This window comes from Sphingopyxis sp. MG (assembly GCF_002953155.1).
Taxonomy (GTDB): domain Bacteria; phylum Pseudomonadota; class Alphaproteobacteria; order Sphingomonadales; family Sphingomonadaceae; genus Sphingopyxis; species Sphingopyxis granuli.
Genome location: NZ_CP026381.1, coordinates 477,281 through 493,068 on the forward strand (window position 1 = coordinate 477,281; position 15,788 = coordinate 493,068).

Below are 15,788 nucleotides of genomic sequence, written 5' to 3' on the forward strand. Positions count from 1 at the left end.
GCGCCGACTCCGGCCTCACGCCGCCGCGAGTGCCGGGAGCGCGGCGCCGTCGACGCGCATCACCGTCCATTCGTCCATCATCCGCGCGCCGAGGCTTTCGTAAAAGCCGATGGCCGGTGCGTTCCAGTCGAGCACCGACCATTCGAGCCGTGCGCAGCCGCGCGCGACGCAAAGCTTTGCCAGATGCGCGAGCAGCGCCTTGCCGAGCCCCGCTCCGCGCGCCTCCGGGCGGACGAACAGGTCTTCGAGATAAAGGCCGGGCTTTCCTTCGAAAGTCGAGAAATTGTGGAAGAAAAGCGCAAAACCCTGCGGCTGTCCGTCGACTTCGCCGATCACCACCTCGGCATGCGGATGCGGGCCGAAGAGATGCTCGCCGAGCGTCGCTTCGTCGAAGCGCACTTCGTCGGCGAGCTTTTCATAATCGGCGAGCGCGCGGATGAGCGCGGCGATCAGCGGCAGGTCCGCGGGTTTTGCGGGACGGATCGAAAGGGTCATAGGTTACCGGATCGTGTCGATTTGAAGATCGGCGGCCGGGGCCGCGTCTGCCATGCGGCGGTCCGAGGTCAGAACCGGAACCCCGAGGCGCTGAGCCAATGCAAGGCAGGCGCGGTCGCCGAGCGACAGGCCGAACGGCTTCGTGAGCGGCCGCAGTGCGGCTGCACGTTCGGCCTGATCGGCGTCGAAATCATGGATATGAAGCTCCAGCCGTTCGATTTGCCGGCGCACTTGCCCGGTCCCGATTCCGCGTTCGGCCAGTTTGGCGATCGCTTCGCTCATGTTGACGGTCGACAGGTGGGCATCGGCGAGTTGATCCAGCACGATATTGCTGCCCGTCTCGTCCAGAAGAAGCGCGAGGATGGCCGATGCATCGAGGACGGTGGTCATGGCCGGCGATCTTCGGCCGCCGCCTCCGCTCGCCGATCGGCGATCAATTCGTCGACCAGCGATCCCTCATAGGGGCCGACCAGCCGCTTGATCTCCGCCTGCACCTCGCGCACCATCTGTGCATAGGTCTTGATCGTCAGGCTGCCGCCCATCCGCTCGATGACCAGTTGATCGCCGTCCTTCAATCCCAGTTCGCGGCGCAGTTCCGCGGGAATGACGATCTTGCCGCCCTTGATCAGCTTGGCATGATAGGACATGATGTGCTCCTTGGGTATATCAAGGTATCACGGGACCCAAATAGCAACAAGAGACCTACGCCGCCTTGCCGTGCAGCTTGTCCATGCTCACCGAGCTGCCCGCCTCGATCTCCGCCGCCTTCGCTTCGACGAGCTGGACGATGTGCGCGATCATGTCGGCGTCTTCGACATGGTGGTCGGTGACGCCCGACAGGTAGACCATATGTTTGCCGTGGCCGCCGCCGGTGATGCCGATGTCGGTCTCGCGCGCCTCTCCCGGCCCGTTGACGACGCAGCCGAGGACCGACAGCGACATCGGGGTCTTGATGTGCTGGAGCGCCTCTTCGAGCTTCTGCACGGTGCGGATGACGTCGAAGCCCTGCCGCGCGCAGCTGGGACAGGACACGACGCGCACGCCGCGGGTGCGCAGGCCCAGCGATTTCAGGATTTCATAGCCGACGCGCACCTCTTCCTCGGGTTCGGCCGACAGGCTGACGCGGATCGTGTCGCCGATGCCCGCCCACAGCAGGTTGCCGATCCCGAGCGCGCTTTTCACCGTGCCACCGATCAGCCCGCCCGCCTCGGTGATGCCGAGGTGCAGCGGACAGTCGACCGCTTCGGCAAGCTGCATATAGGATGCGACGGCAAGGAAGACGTCGCTTGCCTTCACCGCGACCTTATATTCGTGGAAATCATGGTCCTGGAGCAGCTTGATATGGTCGAGCGCGCTTTCGACGAGCGCCTCGGGGCAGGGCTCGCCATATTTTTCGAGCAGGTCCTTTTCCAGGCTGCCGGCGTTGACGCCGATGCGGATCGCGCAGCCGTTCGCCTTGGCGGCGCGCACGACCTCGCCGACGCGTTCCGACGATCCGATGTTGCCGGGGTTGATGCGCAGACACGCCGCGCCCGCGTCGGCGGCCTCGAGCGCGCGCTTGTAGTGGAAATGGATGTCGGCGACGATCGGGATGCGCGAGGCGCGGACGATCTGGCCCAGCGCCGCGGTCGAGTCGGTGTCGGGGCAGGACACGCGGATCAGGTCGGCGCCCGCCTCTTCGCAGCGGCGGATCTGGTCGATCGTCGCCACCGCGTCGCTGGTCAGCGTGTTGGTCATCGTCTGCACGGTGATCGGCGCGTCGCCCCCGACGGGGACGGTGCCGACCATGATCTGCCGACACGCGCGCCGCGCGATGTCGCGCCAGGGACGCAGGCCGGGATTATGATCGCTCATGGCTGTTGCTCGATAGTGGAGGGGCTGCCGCTCCTTAGCCCTCCGGCGCCCGCTTGGCAAAGGCTCGTGGAAGAGGACGGCGCTGTGACGCGAAAGACACAGCCGGGCGCGATCCGCGACCGGCGCGGCCGGTTGCACCTTGTGCCGCGCCGGAAAAGCGGCTCTTTCGGCGCCGCCGAAGGGACGGAACAGGCGATAATCGAAAAAAAGGGACATCCATGACACGACACCGCACAGCAGGCCTGGCCGCGTTCGGCGCTACTGCGTTCATCGCTCTGGCCGCCTTCGCGACGCCGGCTCTCGCGCAGGACCGCGGTATCGGTGTCGGCCCGATCGCCGTTTCGGGCAGCGTCGATCTCGTCTCCGATTATCGGTTTCGCGGCCTGTCGGAATCGGGCGGCGACGTCGCGATCCAGCCGAGCGTCACGATCAGCCACGACAGCGGCCTCTATATCGGCGCCTGGGGATCGAATATCGAGGACACGCCGACCTATGGCGAGATCGAGGCCAATATCTACGGCGGCTATGCGACCGAGATCGCGTCGGGGACCGAAGTCGACGTCGGGCTGACCTATTACTGGTATCCCGACGGACGCAAGGCGGCGGGGCCGTCGGACTATGTGGAGGCGATCGGCCGGTTGTCGCACACGCTGGGGCCGGTCGAGGCGACGGGCACGCTCGGCTATGCGTGGAGCCAGGCCGCGCTCGGCAACGACGACAATCTCTATCTGCGGTTCGACCTCGCGGCGGGCATCCCGACGACGCCGGTCACGCTGTCGGGATCGGTCGGCTATACCGACGGCGCGCTCGGGGCATTCGCGCCGGGGGGGCATTATTGGGACTGGTCGATCGGTGCATCGGCGAGCTTCGGCCCGATCACCGCGGGGATCAAATATGTCGATACCGACATTCCCAAGACCGGGGTGAAGGCGATCGACAAATATTATGACGCGGGCGTGGTGCTGTCGCTGGGGGTATCCTTTTAGCGATGGCATGATGCGGAACCGCCGCTCATGGGCTGGCGGCGTCGCATCTGCCCGCCTGTTGCGGCTAGACCGTGATGACATCGAATGGAATCGTCATTGCGAGCGGCGAAGCCGCGCGGCAATCCAGAGCAGGCATAAACCGCTCTGGATTGCTTCGCTCCGCTCGCAATGACGAAGTAGGTCAATCCAAAGTCATCAGAGTCGAGCGAACGAGTTCGCAAGCCTCGCTGCTCCTCCCGCAAGCGGGAGGGGGCAGATTTGTTCAGCGAAGGATATGGGGAGAGGCTGGCGCGCGGCGATACAATAGGAAAGCCTTTTTGCGGAGGGCGCACGGCCTCCGCTCCGACTCTTCTCTTCGGGGCCTCTCTCGCAACTCCGGTGTCGGCAACTGTTGCCGATTTGTCGCATGGCAAAGCCAAGCGCGCGCCGATGCATTTTTTGTTTGTGCGCCGCAGCATTTTGACCGACACAAAGCCTGTGCGGAAGGACCGGCCCTGACAGAGGCCGGCCGCCGCGCAGCAGGCAGGGACGATCCATTCAACTTTCGAGGATCAACCCATGACAAATCTCTCTCGCGCATGCGCCTGCATGCTCCTTGTCCTGTCCGCCGTGCCGGCCACCGCTTTCGCGCAGGAGGCTTCGGACGACGGCATCACCATTTCGGGCAATGCCACCGTCGTCAGCGACTATCGCTTCCGCGGCTTCAGCCAGTCGAACGAAGAGGCGGCGATCCAGGGCGGTTTCAGCATCGGCCACGACAGCGGCCTCTATGTCGGCACCTGGGGGTCGAGCATCGGCTTCGCGAACGGGACCGAGATCGACGTCTTCGCCGGCTATGCGAAGGAGGTGGCGCCGGGGCTGACCGCCGATATCGGCGCGACGCTCTATCTGTATCCCGGCACCTCGAACACGTCGGTGATCGAGCCCTATTTCGCGGTGTCGGGCGACCTTGGCCACGCATCGATCAAGACCGGAATCGCGTGGGCGCCGGGCGGCCAGGACTCGCTGGGCGATGCCAGCGGCGTCTATCTCTACACCGACGCCGGGCTCGCCATCCCGAACACGCCCTTCACGTTGAAAGGCCATGTCGGTTACGCGAAGAGCGACAGCTTCCTGGGCGGCGCCGACGGCGATGTCGTCGATTATTCGGTCGGCATCGAAGCGAGCTGGAAGGCGCTGACGGGCAGCATCGCCTATGTCAACACCGACGCGCCCAAGGCGCTGGGGTTCAAGGAGGCGGTGGGCGCCGACGGCGCGGTGATCTTCACGCTCGGCGTGTCGTTCTGAGATGCGGCGGGGCGGCTTCCGGCGGCCGCCCCGTTCGCTGGATTCAGCGCCAGCGCAGGTTGCCGCGCGACAGGTCGGCGAGGCTTTTCGCGCCCATCAGCTTCATCCCGCGCTCGATCTCGGCGCGGAGCAGCGCGACCGCGCGCGTCACCCCGGTCTCGCCCGCGGCGGCGAGCGCATAGAGATAGAGGCGGCCGCCCGAACAGGCTTTCGCCCCGACCGATAGCGCCTTCAGCACGTGGGTGCCGCGGGTAATGCCGCCGTCGCAGATCACCTCGACCTTGTCGCCGACCGCGTCGACGATGTCGGCGAGCGCGTCGAAGGGCGCAATGCTGCCGTCGAGCTGGCGCCCGCCATGGTTCGACACCATGATCGCGGTGGCGCCGATGTCGACCGCGCGCCGGGCATCCTCGACCGCGACGATGCCCTTCAGGCAGAAGGGACCGTCCCATTGCTTGCGGATCGCCTCGGCGCGCCGCCAGTCGAGGCTCTGGTCGAGCATCGTGGTGAAATATTCGGCGACCGACCGGGGAACGCTCGACCCTTCGGAGACGTGCGTGGCGAGGTTGGGCAGGCTGAACTTCTCGCGGCAGACATAGTTGAGGCCCCAGCCCGGCTTGATCGCATAGCTGAGCATGTTGCGCGCGGTGAAGCGCGGGGGAGAGGTGAAGCCCGAGCGCAGGCAGCGCTCGCGATTGCCGCCGACGATCGTGTCGACCGTCAGCGCGACCGCGTCGAAGCGCGCCGCGCGCGCCGCGTCGAGCATCGCGCGGTTCAGCCCCTCATCATGATGGACATAAAGCTGGAACAGCTTGGGGCCGCCGGTCAGCGCGCCCGCCTCCGCGAGGCCGATCGTCGCGAGGCTGGAGATGCCCGCGACGGTGCCCGCGTCGGCGGCAGCGCGCAGCACCGCGCGCTCGCCCTGCCAGTGGAACAGCCGCTGGAGCGCGGTCGGCGACAGGAACAGCGGCATCGCGACCTCGCGCCCGAACAATGTCGTGCGCATGTCGACGGTCTCCACGCCGGTCAGCACGCGGGGGATCAGGTCGCAGCGATCGAAGGCATCGCGGTTGCGGCGGCGCGTCACCTCGTCGTCGGCGGCGCCGTCGATGTAATCGAACACCGGCCACGGCAGGCGCCGCTTCGCCAGCGCGCGGAAATCGTCGATATTGTGGCAGTCGGTGAGGCGCACCCTATCCCCCGTTCGTCCTGAGCCTGTCGAAGGACAGTCCTTCCTTGCAACCTATGAAGGAAAATACGGCCCTTCGACAAGCTCAGGACAAACGGAAAAGACCTATCCTGTGAGCCCACCCGTCAGCCGCGTCAGCGCCCAGCGTGGTTCGATAGGGCGCGCGGCATCCCCGACATGCGCGGCGACGCGCGCGCCGATCGCCGGGGCGAGCGCGAAAGCGCGGCCGGCGCCGCCGCCGACCAGCCACGCGCGCGGCTGGTCCGGCAGCCGGTCGAGCAGCAGGTCGCCGGTCAGGGTGCGGCAATCGTGCGCCGCCGCGCTCGCGACGACCGGCGCGTCGGCCAGCCGCGGCAGGCGGCCGGTCAGCCATTGCCGGACCTCCGCCAGCGCGCGTTCATCGGCGCGGCGGTCGAAGCTGTCGGGGTGGACGGTGGCGTCGGGCATCCCCTTCCAGCAGCGCAGCCCCACCCCCTCGACGTCGGGGAGCAGGGTGAAGCCATAGGCGCGGTCGACCAGCGCGGGCATCGCGGGCGGACGGAACTGCGTGTCGCCCTGGCCGGCGCCGAAATGGAAAAGCTGATGCCGGACTGCCGACAGCCGCTGCGGGGTCAGGATCTGGGGGAACAGCTCGGTCAGCCAGGCGCCGCTCGCATAGACGATGCTTTCGGCGGTGCCGCCGTCGGGCAGCACATAGAGGTCGCGCCGTTTGTCGCGCAGCGGCGCGGGCATGACGACGGTCTCGGGCTCGACCTGCGCGTCGAGGATGGTTTCGAACACCCCGCGCCGCCCGGCGATCATCGCCGCCTTTTCGGCGAGCAGCGCGCTTTCGTCCGCGCGCCACGCGATCTGGGTGAAGCGGTGGCGCAGCCGGTCGCCGGCGAGCCGGTCGGCCCCGCGCGGTTCGCCGGCCGCCTCGGCCGCGGCGGCCTGCGTCGTCACGGTTTCGCATCGCGTCACGATCGGCAGGCTGGCGCTGTCGGACAGGCGCTGCCACGCCTCGATGCTGTCCTCGACCAGCCCGGCATAGAGCGCGTCGCCGTTCTGCACCGGGTCGAGCAGCATCGTCGGCAGGTTCGACGCGGCCCGGCCGTTGCCCGCGCCATAGGCGTCGAACAGGCGGACGCTGCGTCCCTGCCGCACGAGGTGCCACGCGGTCCAGGCGCCGATCGCGCCGGCGCCGACGACCGCGACATCGACATGCTTTTCGGGCGCCTTCGCACCCTTGCGCCGGCGCGACGCGCGCGGCTCCTTCTTCGCCGCCGCGCCGAGCGCGAGCGCCGTCGGAACCGCGGCGAGCGCGCCGAGCAGGCGGCGGCGATCCATCAGCCGCCCTTCTTCCGGTAATAGCGCGACCCGCCGATCCAGGTTTCGAGCGGGGTCATGCGGCGGATCTCGTCGGGACTGGCGAGCAGCGGATCGCTGTCGACGATCAGGAAATCGGCGCGCATTCCGGGCATCAACGTCCCCAGCCGGTCCTCGGCGAAGGCGGCATAGGCGGCGGTACGGGTGAAGCCGTCGAGCGCGCTCTCGCGGCTCACCGCTTCCTCGGGGTGCCAGCCGCCGAAGGGCTGGCCCGCGACATCGGTGCGCGAGATGGCGGCGGCGATGCCGGGGAAGGGGTTCGCGCTTTCGACCGGCACGTCGGACCCGAAGGCGAGGCGGACCCCGGCATTCTCCAGGCTGCGCCAGGCATAGGCGCCCTTCAGCCGTTCGGGCCCCAGCCGCGCCTCGGCCATCAGCCGGTCCGACGGCTGGTGGATCGGCTGCATCGAGGCGATGACGCCGAGCTGCTTGAAGCGCGGGATATCGGCGGGATCGACGATCTGCGCATGCTCGATGCGCCAGCGGCGCTCGCCGGGCAGGTCGGCGTTGAGGTCGGCGATCGCGTCGAGCGCCTCGGCATTGGCGGCGTCGCCGATCGCGTGGATCGCGACCTGGAACCGGTCCATCGAGGCGCGCACCATCTTGTTGCGGAGCTGCGCGGGGGTGAGCAGCGGCAGCCCCTTCTGCCCCGGCGCGTCGGCATAGGGCGCCTTGAGCCACGCCCCGCGCGAGCCGAGCGCGCCGTCGAGATACAGCTTCACCCCGACCATGCGCAGCCGGTCGTCATAGAGCCACGGCGTCGGTTCGGGCCCCGCGATCAGCGCCATGTCGCCGACATCATGGCCATAGGAGAGGATGCGAACCGTCAGCTGTCTGCGGTCGCCGGCGCGGCGATAGGCCTGCCAGTCCTCGATCGTCGTGCCCATGTCGGCGATCGCGGTGATCCCCTGTTCGATCAGCTTCGCCTGCGCGAGCAGGAAGGCGCGGTCGAGGTCGCGCGCCAGCGGCTTCGGCCGCGCGGCGTCGATCAGCGCCGCCGCCGCGTCGACGAACACGCCGCTCGGCTTGCCGCCCGCCATCTCGATGCGCCCGCCCTCGGGCGCTTTCGTGGCGGCGGTGATCTTCGCCGCCGCCATCGCGGCGCTGTTCGCCCAGCCGGCATGGCCGTCGACGCGTTCGAGCCAGACCGGGCGGGCAGCTTCCACCGCGTCGATGTCGGCGGCGGTCGGAAAGCGGCCGAGACCCCATTTCTCCTGATTCCACCCGCGCCCGATGATCCACGGCATGTCGGGATTGGCGGCGGCATATTTGCGGATCGCGGCAAGCGCTTCGTCGAGCGAGCGCGTTTCCGACAGGTCGAGCGTCATCAGCGAAAGGCCGAGCCCCATGACATGGCCGTGCGCGTCGATCAGCCCGGGAATCAGCGTGCGGCCCTTGCCGTCCTCCTTGAAATCGGGTCGCTCGGGCCGCTTGTCCTTGCGGTCGAGCAACTGCTTCACCTTGCCGTCATTGTCGATGACGAGCCCGGTGAAGTGCACGACCTTGCCCTGCTGGTCGAGTGTGATGCCGTTGACATTGTCGACCAGCGTGTCGGCGTGGGCCGGGGCGGCGAGAGTCGAAGCGGCGAGCATCAGTAACCCCCTCCCGCAAGCGGGAGGGGCAGCGAGACTTGCGAGCTTGCTCGCTAGTCGCAGCGGGGTGGGCAGGCGGCGCAGCCGGCCGGCAACCGGACCCGGCTTCGCCGGACCGAGTTTGGCCGCCCCTTCCGCTTGCGGGAGAGGATGTTTCCCTTGACCTCTCACTTCGGCAACCGCGTCACCAGCGAACTGGTGTCCTTTCGCCCGCCACCGGCCTTTTGCACATCGGCATAGAATTGATCGACCAGGCTGGCGACCGGCAGGGTCGCGCCATTGGCGCGCGCCTCTTCCAGCGCGAGGCCGAGGTCCTTGCGCATCCAGTCGACCGCGAAGCCGAAATCGAATTCGTCCTTCGCCATCGTGCCCCAGCGATTGAGCATCTGCCAGCTTGCCGCCGCGCCGCCCGATACCGCCTCGAACACCTTGTCGGTGTCGAGCTGTGACGCCTGCGCGAAGCGCAGCGCCTCCGACACGCCCTGGATGGCGCCGGCGATCGCGATCTGGTTGACCATTTTCGTCGTCTGCCCCGCGCCGGGACCGCCGATGTGGACGATGCGCCCGGCATAGGCGCGCATCACCGGCTCGGCGGCGGCAAAGGCCTCGGGCGATCCGCCGCACATGATCGACAGCGTTCCCGCCTGCGCGCCCGACTCGCCGCCCGACACCGGGGCGTCAAGGCTCATCAACCCGAGTCCCTCGGCCTCCGCGGCAAGCCGGCGGGCAATGCGTGCCGAAACGGTGGTGTGGTCGACGAACAGTGCGCCCCGGCGCATCGCCGCGAAGGCGCCGTCGCTGCCGAGCGTCACCTGCGCGAGGTCGTCGTCGTTGCCGACGCAGGACAGGACGACGTCGGCATCGCGCGCCGCCTCGGCGGGAGTCGCCGCCGCGGTGCCGCCGTAATGCGCCGCCCATGCATCGGCCTTGGCCCTTGTCCGGTTGTAGACGGTGACGCTGTGCCCCGCCCTGACGAGATGCCCCGCCATCGGTCCGCCCATGACGCCGGTGCCGATGAATGTGACGCGCAATGTCCGTTCGCTCATGCACCGGTCCATAACCATGGTTTGCGTGGCGCGCCAGATGGGGTTAGGGCGCAGCGCTATGACCGATCAACTCACCCTGACCTCCGCAGCCGATTTCTCGGCGATCACGCTCGACGACGTGCGCGCGGCGGCGGGGCGAATTATGGGGGCGGTCGTTCGCACGCCGACGCTGAAGTCGCAGACGCTGTCGGAACTGGTCGGCGCCGATGTGTGGCTGAAGTTCGAGAATCTGCAATTCACCGCCGCCTACAAGGAACGCGGCGCGCTGAACGCGCTGCTGCTGCTCAGCGAAGAGGCGAAGGCGCGCGGGGTGATCGCGGCGTCGGCGGGCAATCATGCGCAAGGTCTGGCCTATCATGGCAAGCGGCTGGGTGTCCCCGTGACCATCGTCATGCCGAAGACGACGCCGCAGGTGAAGGTGTCGCAGACCGCGAGCCACGGCGCGCAGATCGTGCTGTTCGGCGAGAAGTTCGACGACGCCTATGCCCATGCGCGCGAGCTGGAAAAGGAACGCGGGCTGACCTTCGTCCACCCGTTCGACCATCCGCACACCGCGGCGGGGCAGGGGACGGTGGCGCTCGAAATGCTCGAGGACGTGCCCGAGCTCGATACGCTGATCGTGCCGATCGGCGGCGGCGGACTGCTCAGCGGCATGGGAACCGCGGCGCGCGGGATCAAGAACGACATCCGCCTCGTCGGGGTGCAGGCCGAGCTTTATCCCTCGATGTACGCCGAACTCAACGGCGTCGACATGGCGTGCGAGGGCGACACGCTGGCCGAAGGGATCGCGGTCAAGGAGCCGGGGACCTATACCCGTCGCCTCGTCGCCGAGCTCAACGACGATATCGTGCTCGTCGCCGAACGGCATCTGGAGCGTGCGGTCAGCCTGCTGCTCCAGATCGAGAAGACGGTGGTCGAGGGCGCGGGCGCGGCGGGCCTCGCGGCGATGCTTGCGCATCCGGAGGAGTTCACCGGGCGCAAGGTCGGACTCGTCCTGACCGGCGGCAATATCGACACGCGGCTGCTCGCCAACGTGCTGCTGCGCGACCTTGCGCGGTCGGGCCGCATCGCGCGGCTGCGCATCCGGTTGCAGGACCGCCCGGGGGCGCTGTTCAAGGTGATGGAGGTGTTCAACGCCGAGCAGGTGAACATCATCGAAATCTATCACCAGCGCATCTTCACGACGCTGCCCGCCAAGGGCTTGATCACCGACATCGAGTGCGAGGCGCGCGACCGCGAACATCTCGACAAGCTGGTCCGGGCGCTGCGCGACGCGGGCTATATGGTGACGACGGTCGAGCTGGCGTAAATCGCCCCCCTTCTGCCTGTGGAAGGAGGCCTTTCCCGCCTCGTCACCCTGAACTTGTTTCAGGGTCCATGGCCCTGACTTTGAACGAAACGCCGCGTTTGTCGAAAGCGCAGGCCATGGATGCTGAAACAAGTTCAGCATGACGATTGGGGGATGCCCTTTCATGCGAGGATCGAGATGAAAGACTTCACCCTCTCCCTCACTGCCACGCCCGACACGATCGACGAACTCGGCCATGTCAACAATGCGGTCTGGGTCCAGTGGATTCAGCAGGTCGCGACCGCGCATTGGGATGCCGCGGCGCCGCAGAGCCACAAGGATGCCTATGTCTGGGTCGTGGTGCGGCACGAGATCGACTATCTGCGCGCGCTGGGGCCGGGCGAGAGCGTCACCGCGCGGACGTGGGTCGCCGATGCGCCGCAGGGCGCGAAGTTCGATCGTTTCATGGAATTCACCGGCGCGGATGGGCGGGTCCATGTTCGCGCGCGGACGGTGTGGGCGCTGCTCGACAAGGCGAGCGGGCGGCCGCTGCGGGTGACGGCCGCTGTCGTCGCGCCCTTTCTGGACGCGCCATGAGCGGCGGCACGGCGACGTGGCGCCCGATGCGTGCCGACGACCTGCCTGCGGTCGCCGCGATGTCCGATGCCGTGCACGGCGCCTTCACCGAACCGCTGGCGACCTATGCCGAGCGGCTCGCCCTCTATCCGCAGGGGTGCCATATCCTCGAAAGCAGGGGGTTCGAGGGCGAAGGGACGGCGATCGGCTATCTCGTCACCCATCCGTGGCGGCTCGGAGCGCCGCCGAAGCTCGGGGCCGCGCTCGGTGCTCTCCCGGCGGACCCCGACAGCTATTATCTCCACGACATCGCGCTTCTGCCCGCGGCGCGCGGCCAGCGGGCAGGGGAGGCGGCGGTCGCGCTGGTCCTGAACCTCGCGCGGGCGGCGGGTCTGCCGGTGATCGAACTGGTCGCGGTGGGCGGTGCCGACGCCTATTGGCAGCGCCTGGGTTTCGCCTATGCCGCGCCGGGCGCCGACGGTCCTTACGGTCCCGGCACCTTCGTCATGCGGCGGCCGGTGGACGCGTAGCGTCCCAGCGCTATTGGGCGAGGCTTTCCGAAAAGACGTTCATCACGATCACCCCGGCGATGATCAGCGCCATGCCGACGATCGCGGGCGTGTCGAGCTTCTGCCCCTGGAACAGCCAGGCGACGGTCGCGATCAGCACGATGCCGACCCCCGACCAGATCGCATAGGCGACGCCGGTGGGCATCGCGCGCAGCGTCAGCGACAGGCAATAGAAGGCGACGGCATAGCCGACGATCGTGACGAGCGACGGGCCGAGCCGGGTGAAGCCGTGCGATTCCTTCAGAAAGGAGGTTGCGACGACCTCCGACACGATCGCGATGAAAAGATAGACATAGCTCATGGCAGGCGCTCCTCGCCCCACGGGGATATGCCGCCCGGCTGGGCGCGTCCAGCCGTCGCGGCGCTTGCTGGCGCGGCGGCGGCGCGATAGGCACGGCGGCCATGCAGATACGATCCGCCACCCCGGCCGACGCGGCCGCCATCTGGGCGATCATCGGGCCGACGATCCGGGCCGGCGATACCTATGCGCTCGATCGCGACATGGGGGAGGAACAGGCCCTCGCCTATTGGTTCGGGGCCGACAAGGAAGTGTTCGTCGCCGAGGTCGAAGGGGCGGTGCTCGGCACCTATTATCTGCGCGCCAACCAGGCCGGCGGCGGCGCCCATGTGTGCAATTGCGGCTATATGACCGCCGCCGCCGCCACGGGGCGCGGCATCGCGCGGGCGATGTGCGATCATTCGGTCGAGCGCGCCAGGGCGCGCGGCTTTCGCGCGATGCAGTTCAATTTCGTCGTCTCCTCCAACGACCGCGCGGTCCGGCTCTGGCAAAGGCTGGGGTTCGAGGTGGTGGGACGCCTGCCGGGCGCGTTCGACCACCCGGCGCACGGGTTCGTCGACGCGCTGGTCCTGTATCGGACGCTCTGACCGTCAGGCATAAGCGACCCAGCCGCGCCAGGTGAAGGCGGCATAGAACAGCGCGACGCCGGAAAAGCCTGCGGCGCGCAGGACCGCCTCATCCTCTTCGGGCGACAGCATGGCGACGTGGCGGGCCACCGCATCGCGTCCTTTCGCCGTCGCATCGGGGTCGGCACCCGAAGCGACGGCATAGGCGGCATAGCGGTCGAGCCAGCGGTCGCGCTCTCCGGGTTCCTGGGGGAAGCTGCCGTGCGCGACGACGAAGGGCGCCCCGGGGCGCAGGCGTTCGCGGACCGCCGCCGCCGTGCGTATCCGTTCGTCGCGGTCGAGGAAATGCAGGGTGAGGAGGCAGGTGGCGCCGTCGAAGGGACCGGCGGGGGCATCGTCGATGACACCCTCGACCAGATTCGCACGCGCCGCGTTCGGCCCGAGCATCTGCGCGGCCATCGCCAGCATCGGCCCGGCCGGATCGACGCCGGTGAAGCGCCAGCCGGGGTGAGCCTCCGCCATCGCCTTGAGCTCCAGTCCGCCGCCCGCTCCCAGCGCCAGCACATGCCCGCGCTCGGGAACATGCTCGGCCAGCAGCAGCCCGGTCATGCGATGGAGGCCGTCCATACCGGGCACGAAGCGGCGCGGGCCGTCGGCATAGTGCGCGACCGTTTCGGGGTCTTTGAAATGGTCGAGGAAATACTGGATGGCTTCAGCCATGAACAGGGTCCTTGCAGGCAGTGGGGAGCGCGGCGAGGCGCGCGTGGAATTCGTCGGCGAGCGCGGCCAGCGTCACCCGTTCGAACCGTGCGAGCAGCAACGCCTCTGCCTCGCGAAAGCCTGCCTCGAGGGCTGCGTTCACGGCCTGTTCGACGAGGCAGTCGGGCGCATCGTCGCGATTCCCCATTGCGATCAGCGCCGGACGGCCGATCGCACGATAGATGTCGGCCAGGCTGATCGCAGCCAGGTTTCGCGCGACCGTCCATCCCCCGCCATGCCCTTTCTCCGAATGCACCAGCCCCGCGTCGCGCAGCCCGCCCAGCAGGCGGCGAACGACGACGGGGTTGGTCCGCATCGCCTTTGCCAGCTGGTCGGACGTTCGCGGTTCCCCTGCGTCCGCCATGTGGAGCAAGATGTGGAGAACGCCCGAAAGACGGCTGTCGCGTTTCATGTAACTTCAATTAGTGCGTGATTGACACGAGTCAAGCCGACTTGATCGGCGCGCGCGGCGGTGGTAGACGCGCCGCCGTGATGACCAGCGACCGATCTCCACGTTTCAAGGCCTATTGGCGCTCCTTTACCTAAGGAGCGGCATGGCATCACCTATCATGACCATCGCCGCCGTGTCGGAAGGCGCCTGGTCATCATCCCGAAACCACACCCTCTCTGCCACGGCGCGCCTTTTCGGAAAGCCGCAAGATGACAGAGACATTGATCCGCCTGACCACCGCGCGCTGCCGCATCGACCGGCTCGACGCCGCCGACGCGCCCGCGCTCGCCGCGATCACCGATGCGTCGGTGACCGAGCAGGTGCATTTCCTCTCGACCCCGTTCACCGAGACCGATGCCCACGCGCTGATCGCGCGTTCGGGCGGCGATGACGTCTTTCACGCCGTGCGCGAAGGCGCGGCGCTGATCGGCGTGATCGGGGTGCATCGCCGCGGCCGCGATCACGAGGTCGGATACTGGTTCGCCGCCGCGGCGCGCGGCCGGGGCCTGGCGCGCGAGGCGGTCGCGGCGGTGGTGCGCGATCTGGCGGCGGCGTGGCCCGGCGGCACGATCGTCGCCGAATGCCGTCCGGGCAATGCGCGCTCCGAAGCGCTGCTGCGCCGGATCGGCTTCGTGCCGACGGGGCAGGCGGGCCGGCGGCCGGGGCGTATGCTGTTCGCGTGGCGCGCGGGCGCCGACTACCGGATCGACGTCTGCTGATCGCGCGCCGCGACCTCTTCGGTCAGCGCTGCGGCGATCGCGGCGACCGAAGTGGCGGCATAGGCAAAGCCCATATGGCCGCAATCGACCTCGACCTGCCGGTCGCTTTCGTGCGGCAGGCCGCGCGCGCTCGCCGCCGCGACCACCCCGTCGTGCGCCGACCACAGGGCGAAGGTCGGCATCGCCGGGCGTGGGGCGGGGTGGAAGTCGATCGGCGGATTGTCGACCGGGTGGCGCGCGATCAGGTGATAGAGCCGCCACGCGCGATTGGCGCGGCGGCTGCCCGAAAAGGGCGATCCCAGCGTGACGACGCGCGCCACCCGGCCGGGGTGATGCTTCGCATATTCGCGGGCATAGATGCCGCCGAGGCTCCAGCCGACGAGCGCGGGCGCGCGGCCGGTGCGGTCGATGATCCACTGGACGCGCGTGTCGATCCGCTCGATGATGTCGGCGGTGGCGCCGCGATTGAAACCGAGGCCCCAGGCATAGCAGCGAAAACCCGCGCGGCGCAGGTCGGCGCGCAGCCCCTTGGTCGACCAGTCGCCGGAGAGGAAGCCGGGAAGGATCATCACCGGCGGCCACGGGCTGTCGGGGTTGGGTTCCGGCGGCATCGGGCGGACGCGCCCGCCCAGCGCGCGCAGCAGCGCCGCGACCTCGCGCCACAACAGGCCGAGCGGCGGCGGCGCGTCGGGATCGGGAACGCGGGCCGGCCATTCGGCGCGGCGCGAGAGCAGGGTGCGGATCATGG

The 15,788-nt window shown here is 68.4% G+C and carries 19 protein-coding genes; 7 read left to right on the forward strand and 12 right to left on the reverse strand.

Annotated elements, in window-relative coordinates; all coding sequences use genetic code 11:
• Nucleotides 1–15 precede the first annotated feature (15 nt).
• From C3E99_RS02160 to ispG, 4 genes are read right to left on the reverse strand one after another with little or no spacing between them, the layout of a single operon-like run.
• The gene (locus C3E99_RS02160; protein ID WP_067109162.1) at nt 16–495 is read right to left on the reverse strand and encodes a GNAT family N-acetyltransferase; all 480 of its coding nucleotides are present in this window, start codon (nt 493–495) and stop codon (nt 16–18) included.
• 3 nt (nt 496–498) lie between these two features.
• Entirely contained in the window at nt 499–885 is a 387-nt protein-coding gene (locus C3E99_RS02165; protein ID WP_067109159.1) for a type II toxin-antitoxin system VapC family toxin, read from the reverse strand.
• The gene (locus tag C3E99_RS02170; RefSeq protein ID WP_067109155.1) at nt 882–1,142 is read right to left on the reverse strand and encodes an AbrB/MazE/SpoVT family DNA-binding domain-containing protein; all 261 of its coding nucleotides are present in this window, start codon (nt 1,140–1,142) and stop codon (nt 882–884) included. The genes C3E99_RS02165 and C3E99_RS02170 overlap by 4 nt, the downstream gene beginning before the upstream one ends.
• Before the next feature lie 55 nt (nt 1,143–1,197).
• Nucleotides 1,198–2,349 carry a flavodoxin-dependent (E)-4-hydroxy-3-methylbut-2-enyl-diphosphate synthase gene (gene ispG / locus C3E99_RS02175; RefSeq protein ID WP_067109151.1) on the reverse strand — a complete coding sequence of 384 codons (1,152 nt, stop codon included), beginning with the start codon at nt 2,347–2,349 and terminating at the stop codon, nt 1,198–1,200.
• A gap of 218 nt (nt 2,350–2,567) precedes the next feature.
• Between ispG and C3E99_RS02180 the strand changes: the two genes are divergently transcribed.
• Nucleotides 2,568–3,335, forward strand: coding sequence for a TorF family putative porin (locus tag C3E99_RS02180; protein WP_067109147.1), 768 nt, complete (start codon nt 2,568–2,570; stop codon nt 3,333–3,335).
• A gap of 558 nt (nt 3,336–3,893) precedes the next feature.
• Nucleotides 3,894–4,622, forward strand: a complete 729-nt coding sequence (locus C3E99_RS02185; protein ID WP_104959341.1) for a TorF family putative porin — start codon at nt 3,894–3,896, stop codon at nt 4,620–4,622.
• 43 nt (nt 4,623–4,665) lie between these two features.
• Here the strand turns inward: C3E99_RS02185 and C3E99_RS02190 are convergent, their stop codons facing one another.
• From C3E99_RS02190 to C3E99_RS02205, 4 genes are all read right to left on the reverse strand, one after another.
• Entirely contained in the window at nt 4,666–5,814 is a 1,149-nt protein-coding gene (locus tag C3E99_RS02190; protein WP_076074163.1) for an alpha-hydroxy acid oxidase, read from the reverse strand.
• Nucleotides 5,815–5,916: 102 nt separating this feature from the next.
• Nucleotides 5,917–7,137 carry an NAD(P)/FAD-dependent oxidoreductase gene (locus C3E99_RS02195; RefSeq protein WP_076074166.1) on the reverse strand — a complete coding sequence of 407 codons (1,221 nt, stop codon included), beginning with the start codon at nt 7,135–7,137 and terminating at the stop codon, nt 5,917–5,919.
• Nucleotides 7,137–8,768 (reverse strand): amidohydrolase, encoded by a 1,632-nt coding sequence (locus C3E99_RS02200; protein ID WP_104959342.1) that lies wholly within the window; start codon nt 8,766–8,768, stop codon nt 7,137–7,139. Before C3E99_RS02200 ends, C3E99_RS02195 begins: the two co-directional genes overlap by 1 nt.
• A 167-nt stretch (nt 8,769–8,935) precedes the next feature.
• The gene (locus C3E99_RS02205) at nt 8,936–9,814 is read right to left on the reverse strand and encodes an NAD(P)-dependent oxidoreductase (protein WP_083675005.1); all 879 of its coding nucleotides are present in this window, start codon (nt 9,812–9,814) and stop codon (nt 8,936–8,938) included.
• A gap of 58 nt (nt 9,815–9,872) precedes the next feature.
• Here C3E99_RS02205 and C3E99_RS02210 point away from each other — a divergent pair, with 58 nt between their 5' ends.
• The 3 genes from C3E99_RS02210 to C3E99_RS02220 all read left to right on the forward strand — a co-directional run bounded on the left by C3E99_RS02210 (nt 9,873) and on the right by C3E99_RS02220 (nt 12,208).
• Nucleotides 9,873–11,123, forward strand: coding sequence for a threonine ammonia-lyase (locus tag C3E99_RS02210; RefSeq protein ID WP_104959343.1), 1,251 nt, complete (start codon nt 9,873–9,875; stop codon nt 11,121–11,123).
• Nucleotides 11,124–11,300: 177 nt separating this feature from the next.
• Complete coding sequence (locus tag C3E99_RS02215) at nt 11,301–11,699, forward strand: acyl-CoA thioesterase (protein ID WP_083675198.1); 399 nt, start codon at nt 11,301–11,303, stop codon at nt 11,697–11,699.
• Nucleotides 11,696–12,208 carry a GNAT family N-acetyltransferase gene (locus C3E99_RS02220; protein WP_076074179.1) on the forward strand — a complete coding sequence of 171 codons (513 nt, stop codon included), beginning with the start codon at nt 11,696–11,698 and terminating at the stop codon, nt 12,206–12,208. The genes C3E99_RS02215 and C3E99_RS02220 overlap by 4 nt, the downstream gene beginning before the upstream one ends.
• Nucleotides 12,209–12,218: 10 nt before the next feature.
• Here C3E99_RS02220 and C3E99_RS02225 read toward each other — a convergent pair whose 3' ends face one another.
• Nucleotides 12,219–12,548, reverse strand: a complete 330-nt coding sequence (locus C3E99_RS02225) for a DMT family transporter (RefSeq protein WP_067112112.1) — start codon at nt 12,546–12,548, stop codon at nt 12,219–12,221.
• A 101-nt stretch (nt 12,549–12,649) separates the two neighbouring features.
• On the opposite strand from C3E99_RS02225, the gene C3E99_RS02230 reads away from it, so the two are divergent.
• Nucleotides 12,650–13,132: a GNAT family N-acetyltransferase gene (locus C3E99_RS02230; protein WP_076074181.1), complete on the forward strand. Its 483-nt coding sequence runs from the start codon at nt 12,650–12,652 to the stop codon at nt 13,130–13,132.
• A gap of 3 nt (nt 13,133–13,135) precedes the next feature.
• Here the strand turns inward: C3E99_RS02230 and C3E99_RS02235 are convergent, their stop codons facing one another.
• A complete protein-coding gene (locus tag C3E99_RS02235) occupies nt 13,136–13,831 on the reverse strand; it encodes a class I SAM-dependent methyltransferase (protein ID WP_076074184.1) in 696 nt (231 codons plus the stop codon).
• Nucleotides 13,824–14,282: an Rrf2 family transcriptional regulator gene (locus tag C3E99_RS02240; RefSeq protein ID WP_076074187.1), complete on the reverse strand. Its 459-nt coding sequence runs from the start codon at nt 14,280–14,282 to the stop codon at nt 13,824–13,826. The genes C3E99_RS02235 and C3E99_RS02240 overlap by 8 nt, the downstream gene beginning before the upstream one ends.
• A gap of 248 nt (nt 14,283–14,530) precedes the next feature.
• Between C3E99_RS02240 and C3E99_RS02245 the strand changes: the two genes are divergently transcribed.
• The gene (locus tag C3E99_RS02245; protein ID WP_076074189.1) at nt 14,531–15,040 is read left to right on the forward strand and encodes a GNAT family N-acetyltransferase; all 510 of its coding nucleotides are present in this window, start codon (nt 14,531–14,533) and stop codon (nt 15,038–15,040) included.
• On the opposite strand, the gene C3E99_RS02250 is transcribed toward C3E99_RS02245, so the two are convergent.
• Complete coding sequence (locus C3E99_RS02250; RefSeq protein ID WP_076074192.1) at nt 15,019–15,786, reverse strand: esterase/lipase family protein; 768 nt, start codon at nt 15,784–15,786, stop codon at nt 15,019–15,021. The genes C3E99_RS02245 and C3E99_RS02250 overlap by 22 nt on opposite strands.
• Nucleotides 15,787–15,788: the final 2 nt, after the last annotated feature.

Bases quoted from the DNA above. Each gene is read 5' to 3' on its own strand.
- C3E99_RS02160 (WP_067109162.1), bottom strand. From the start codon at position 495: ATGACCCTTTCGATCCGTCCCGCAAAACCCGCGGACCTGCCGCTGATC.
- C3E99_RS02165 (WP_067109159.1), bottom strand. From the start codon at position 885: ATGACCACCGTCCTCGATGCATCGGCCATCCTCGCGCTTCTTCTGGAC.
- C3E99_RS02170 (WP_067109155.1), bottom strand. From the start codon at position 1,142: ATGTCCTATCATGCCAAGCTGATCAAGGGCGGCAAGATCGTCATTCCC.
- ispG (WP_067109151.1), bottom strand. From the start codon at position 2,349: ATGAGCGATCATAATCCCGGCCTGCGTCCCTGGCGCGACATCGCGCGG.
- C3E99_RS02180 (WP_067109147.1), top strand. From the start codon at position 2,568: ATGACACGACACCGCACAGCAGGCCTGGCCGCGTTCGGCGCTACTGCG.
- C3E99_RS02185 (WP_104959341.1), top strand. From the start codon at position 3,894: ATGACAAATCTCTCTCGCGCATGCGCCTGCATGCTCCTTGTCCTGTCC.
- C3E99_RS02195 (WP_076074166.1), bottom strand. From the start codon at position 7,137: ATGGATCGCCGCCGCCTGCTCGGCGCGCTCGCCGCGGTTCCGACGGCG.
- C3E99_RS02200 (WP_104959342.1), bottom strand. From the start codon at position 8,768: ATGCTCGCCGCTTCGACTCTCGCCGCCCCGGCCCACGCCGACACGCTG.
- C3E99_RS02205 (WP_083675005.1), bottom strand. From the start codon at position 9,814: ATGAGCGAACGGACATTGCGCGTCACATTCATCGGCACCGGCGTCATG.
- C3E99_RS02210 (WP_104959343.1), top strand. From the start codon at position 9,873: ATGACCGATCAACTCACCCTGACCTCCGCAGCCGATTTCTCGGCGATC.
- C3E99_RS02215 (WP_083675198.1), top strand. From the start codon at position 11,301: ATGAAAGACTTCACCCTCTCCCTCACTGCCACGCCCGACACGATCGAC.
- C3E99_RS02220 (WP_076074179.1), top strand. From the start codon at position 11,696: ATGAGCGGCGGCACGGCGACGTGGCGCCCGATGCGTGCCGACGACCTG.
- C3E99_RS02225 (WP_067112112.1), bottom strand. From the start codon at position 12,548: ATGAGCTATGTCTATCTTTTCATCGCGATCGTGTCGGAGGTCGTCGCA.
- C3E99_RS02230 (WP_076074181.1), top strand. From the start codon at position 12,650: ATGCAGATACGATCCGCCACCCCGGCCGACGCGGCCGCCATCTGGGCG.
- C3E99_RS02235 (WP_076074184.1), bottom strand. From the start codon at position 13,831: ATGGCTGAAGCCATCCAGTATTTCCTCGACCATTTCAAAGACCCCGAA.
- C3E99_RS02240 (WP_076074187.1), bottom strand. From the start codon at position 14,282: ATGAAACGCGACAGCCGTCTTTCGGGCGTTCTCCACATCTTGCTCCAC.
- C3E99_RS02245 (WP_076074189.1), top strand. From the start codon at position 14,531: ATGACAGAGACATTGATCCGCCTGACCACCGCGCGCTGCCGCATCGAC.
- C3E99_RS02250 (WP_076074192.1), bottom strand. From the start codon at position 15,786: ATGATCCGCACCCTGCTCTCGCGCCGCGCCGAATGGCCGGCCCGCGTT.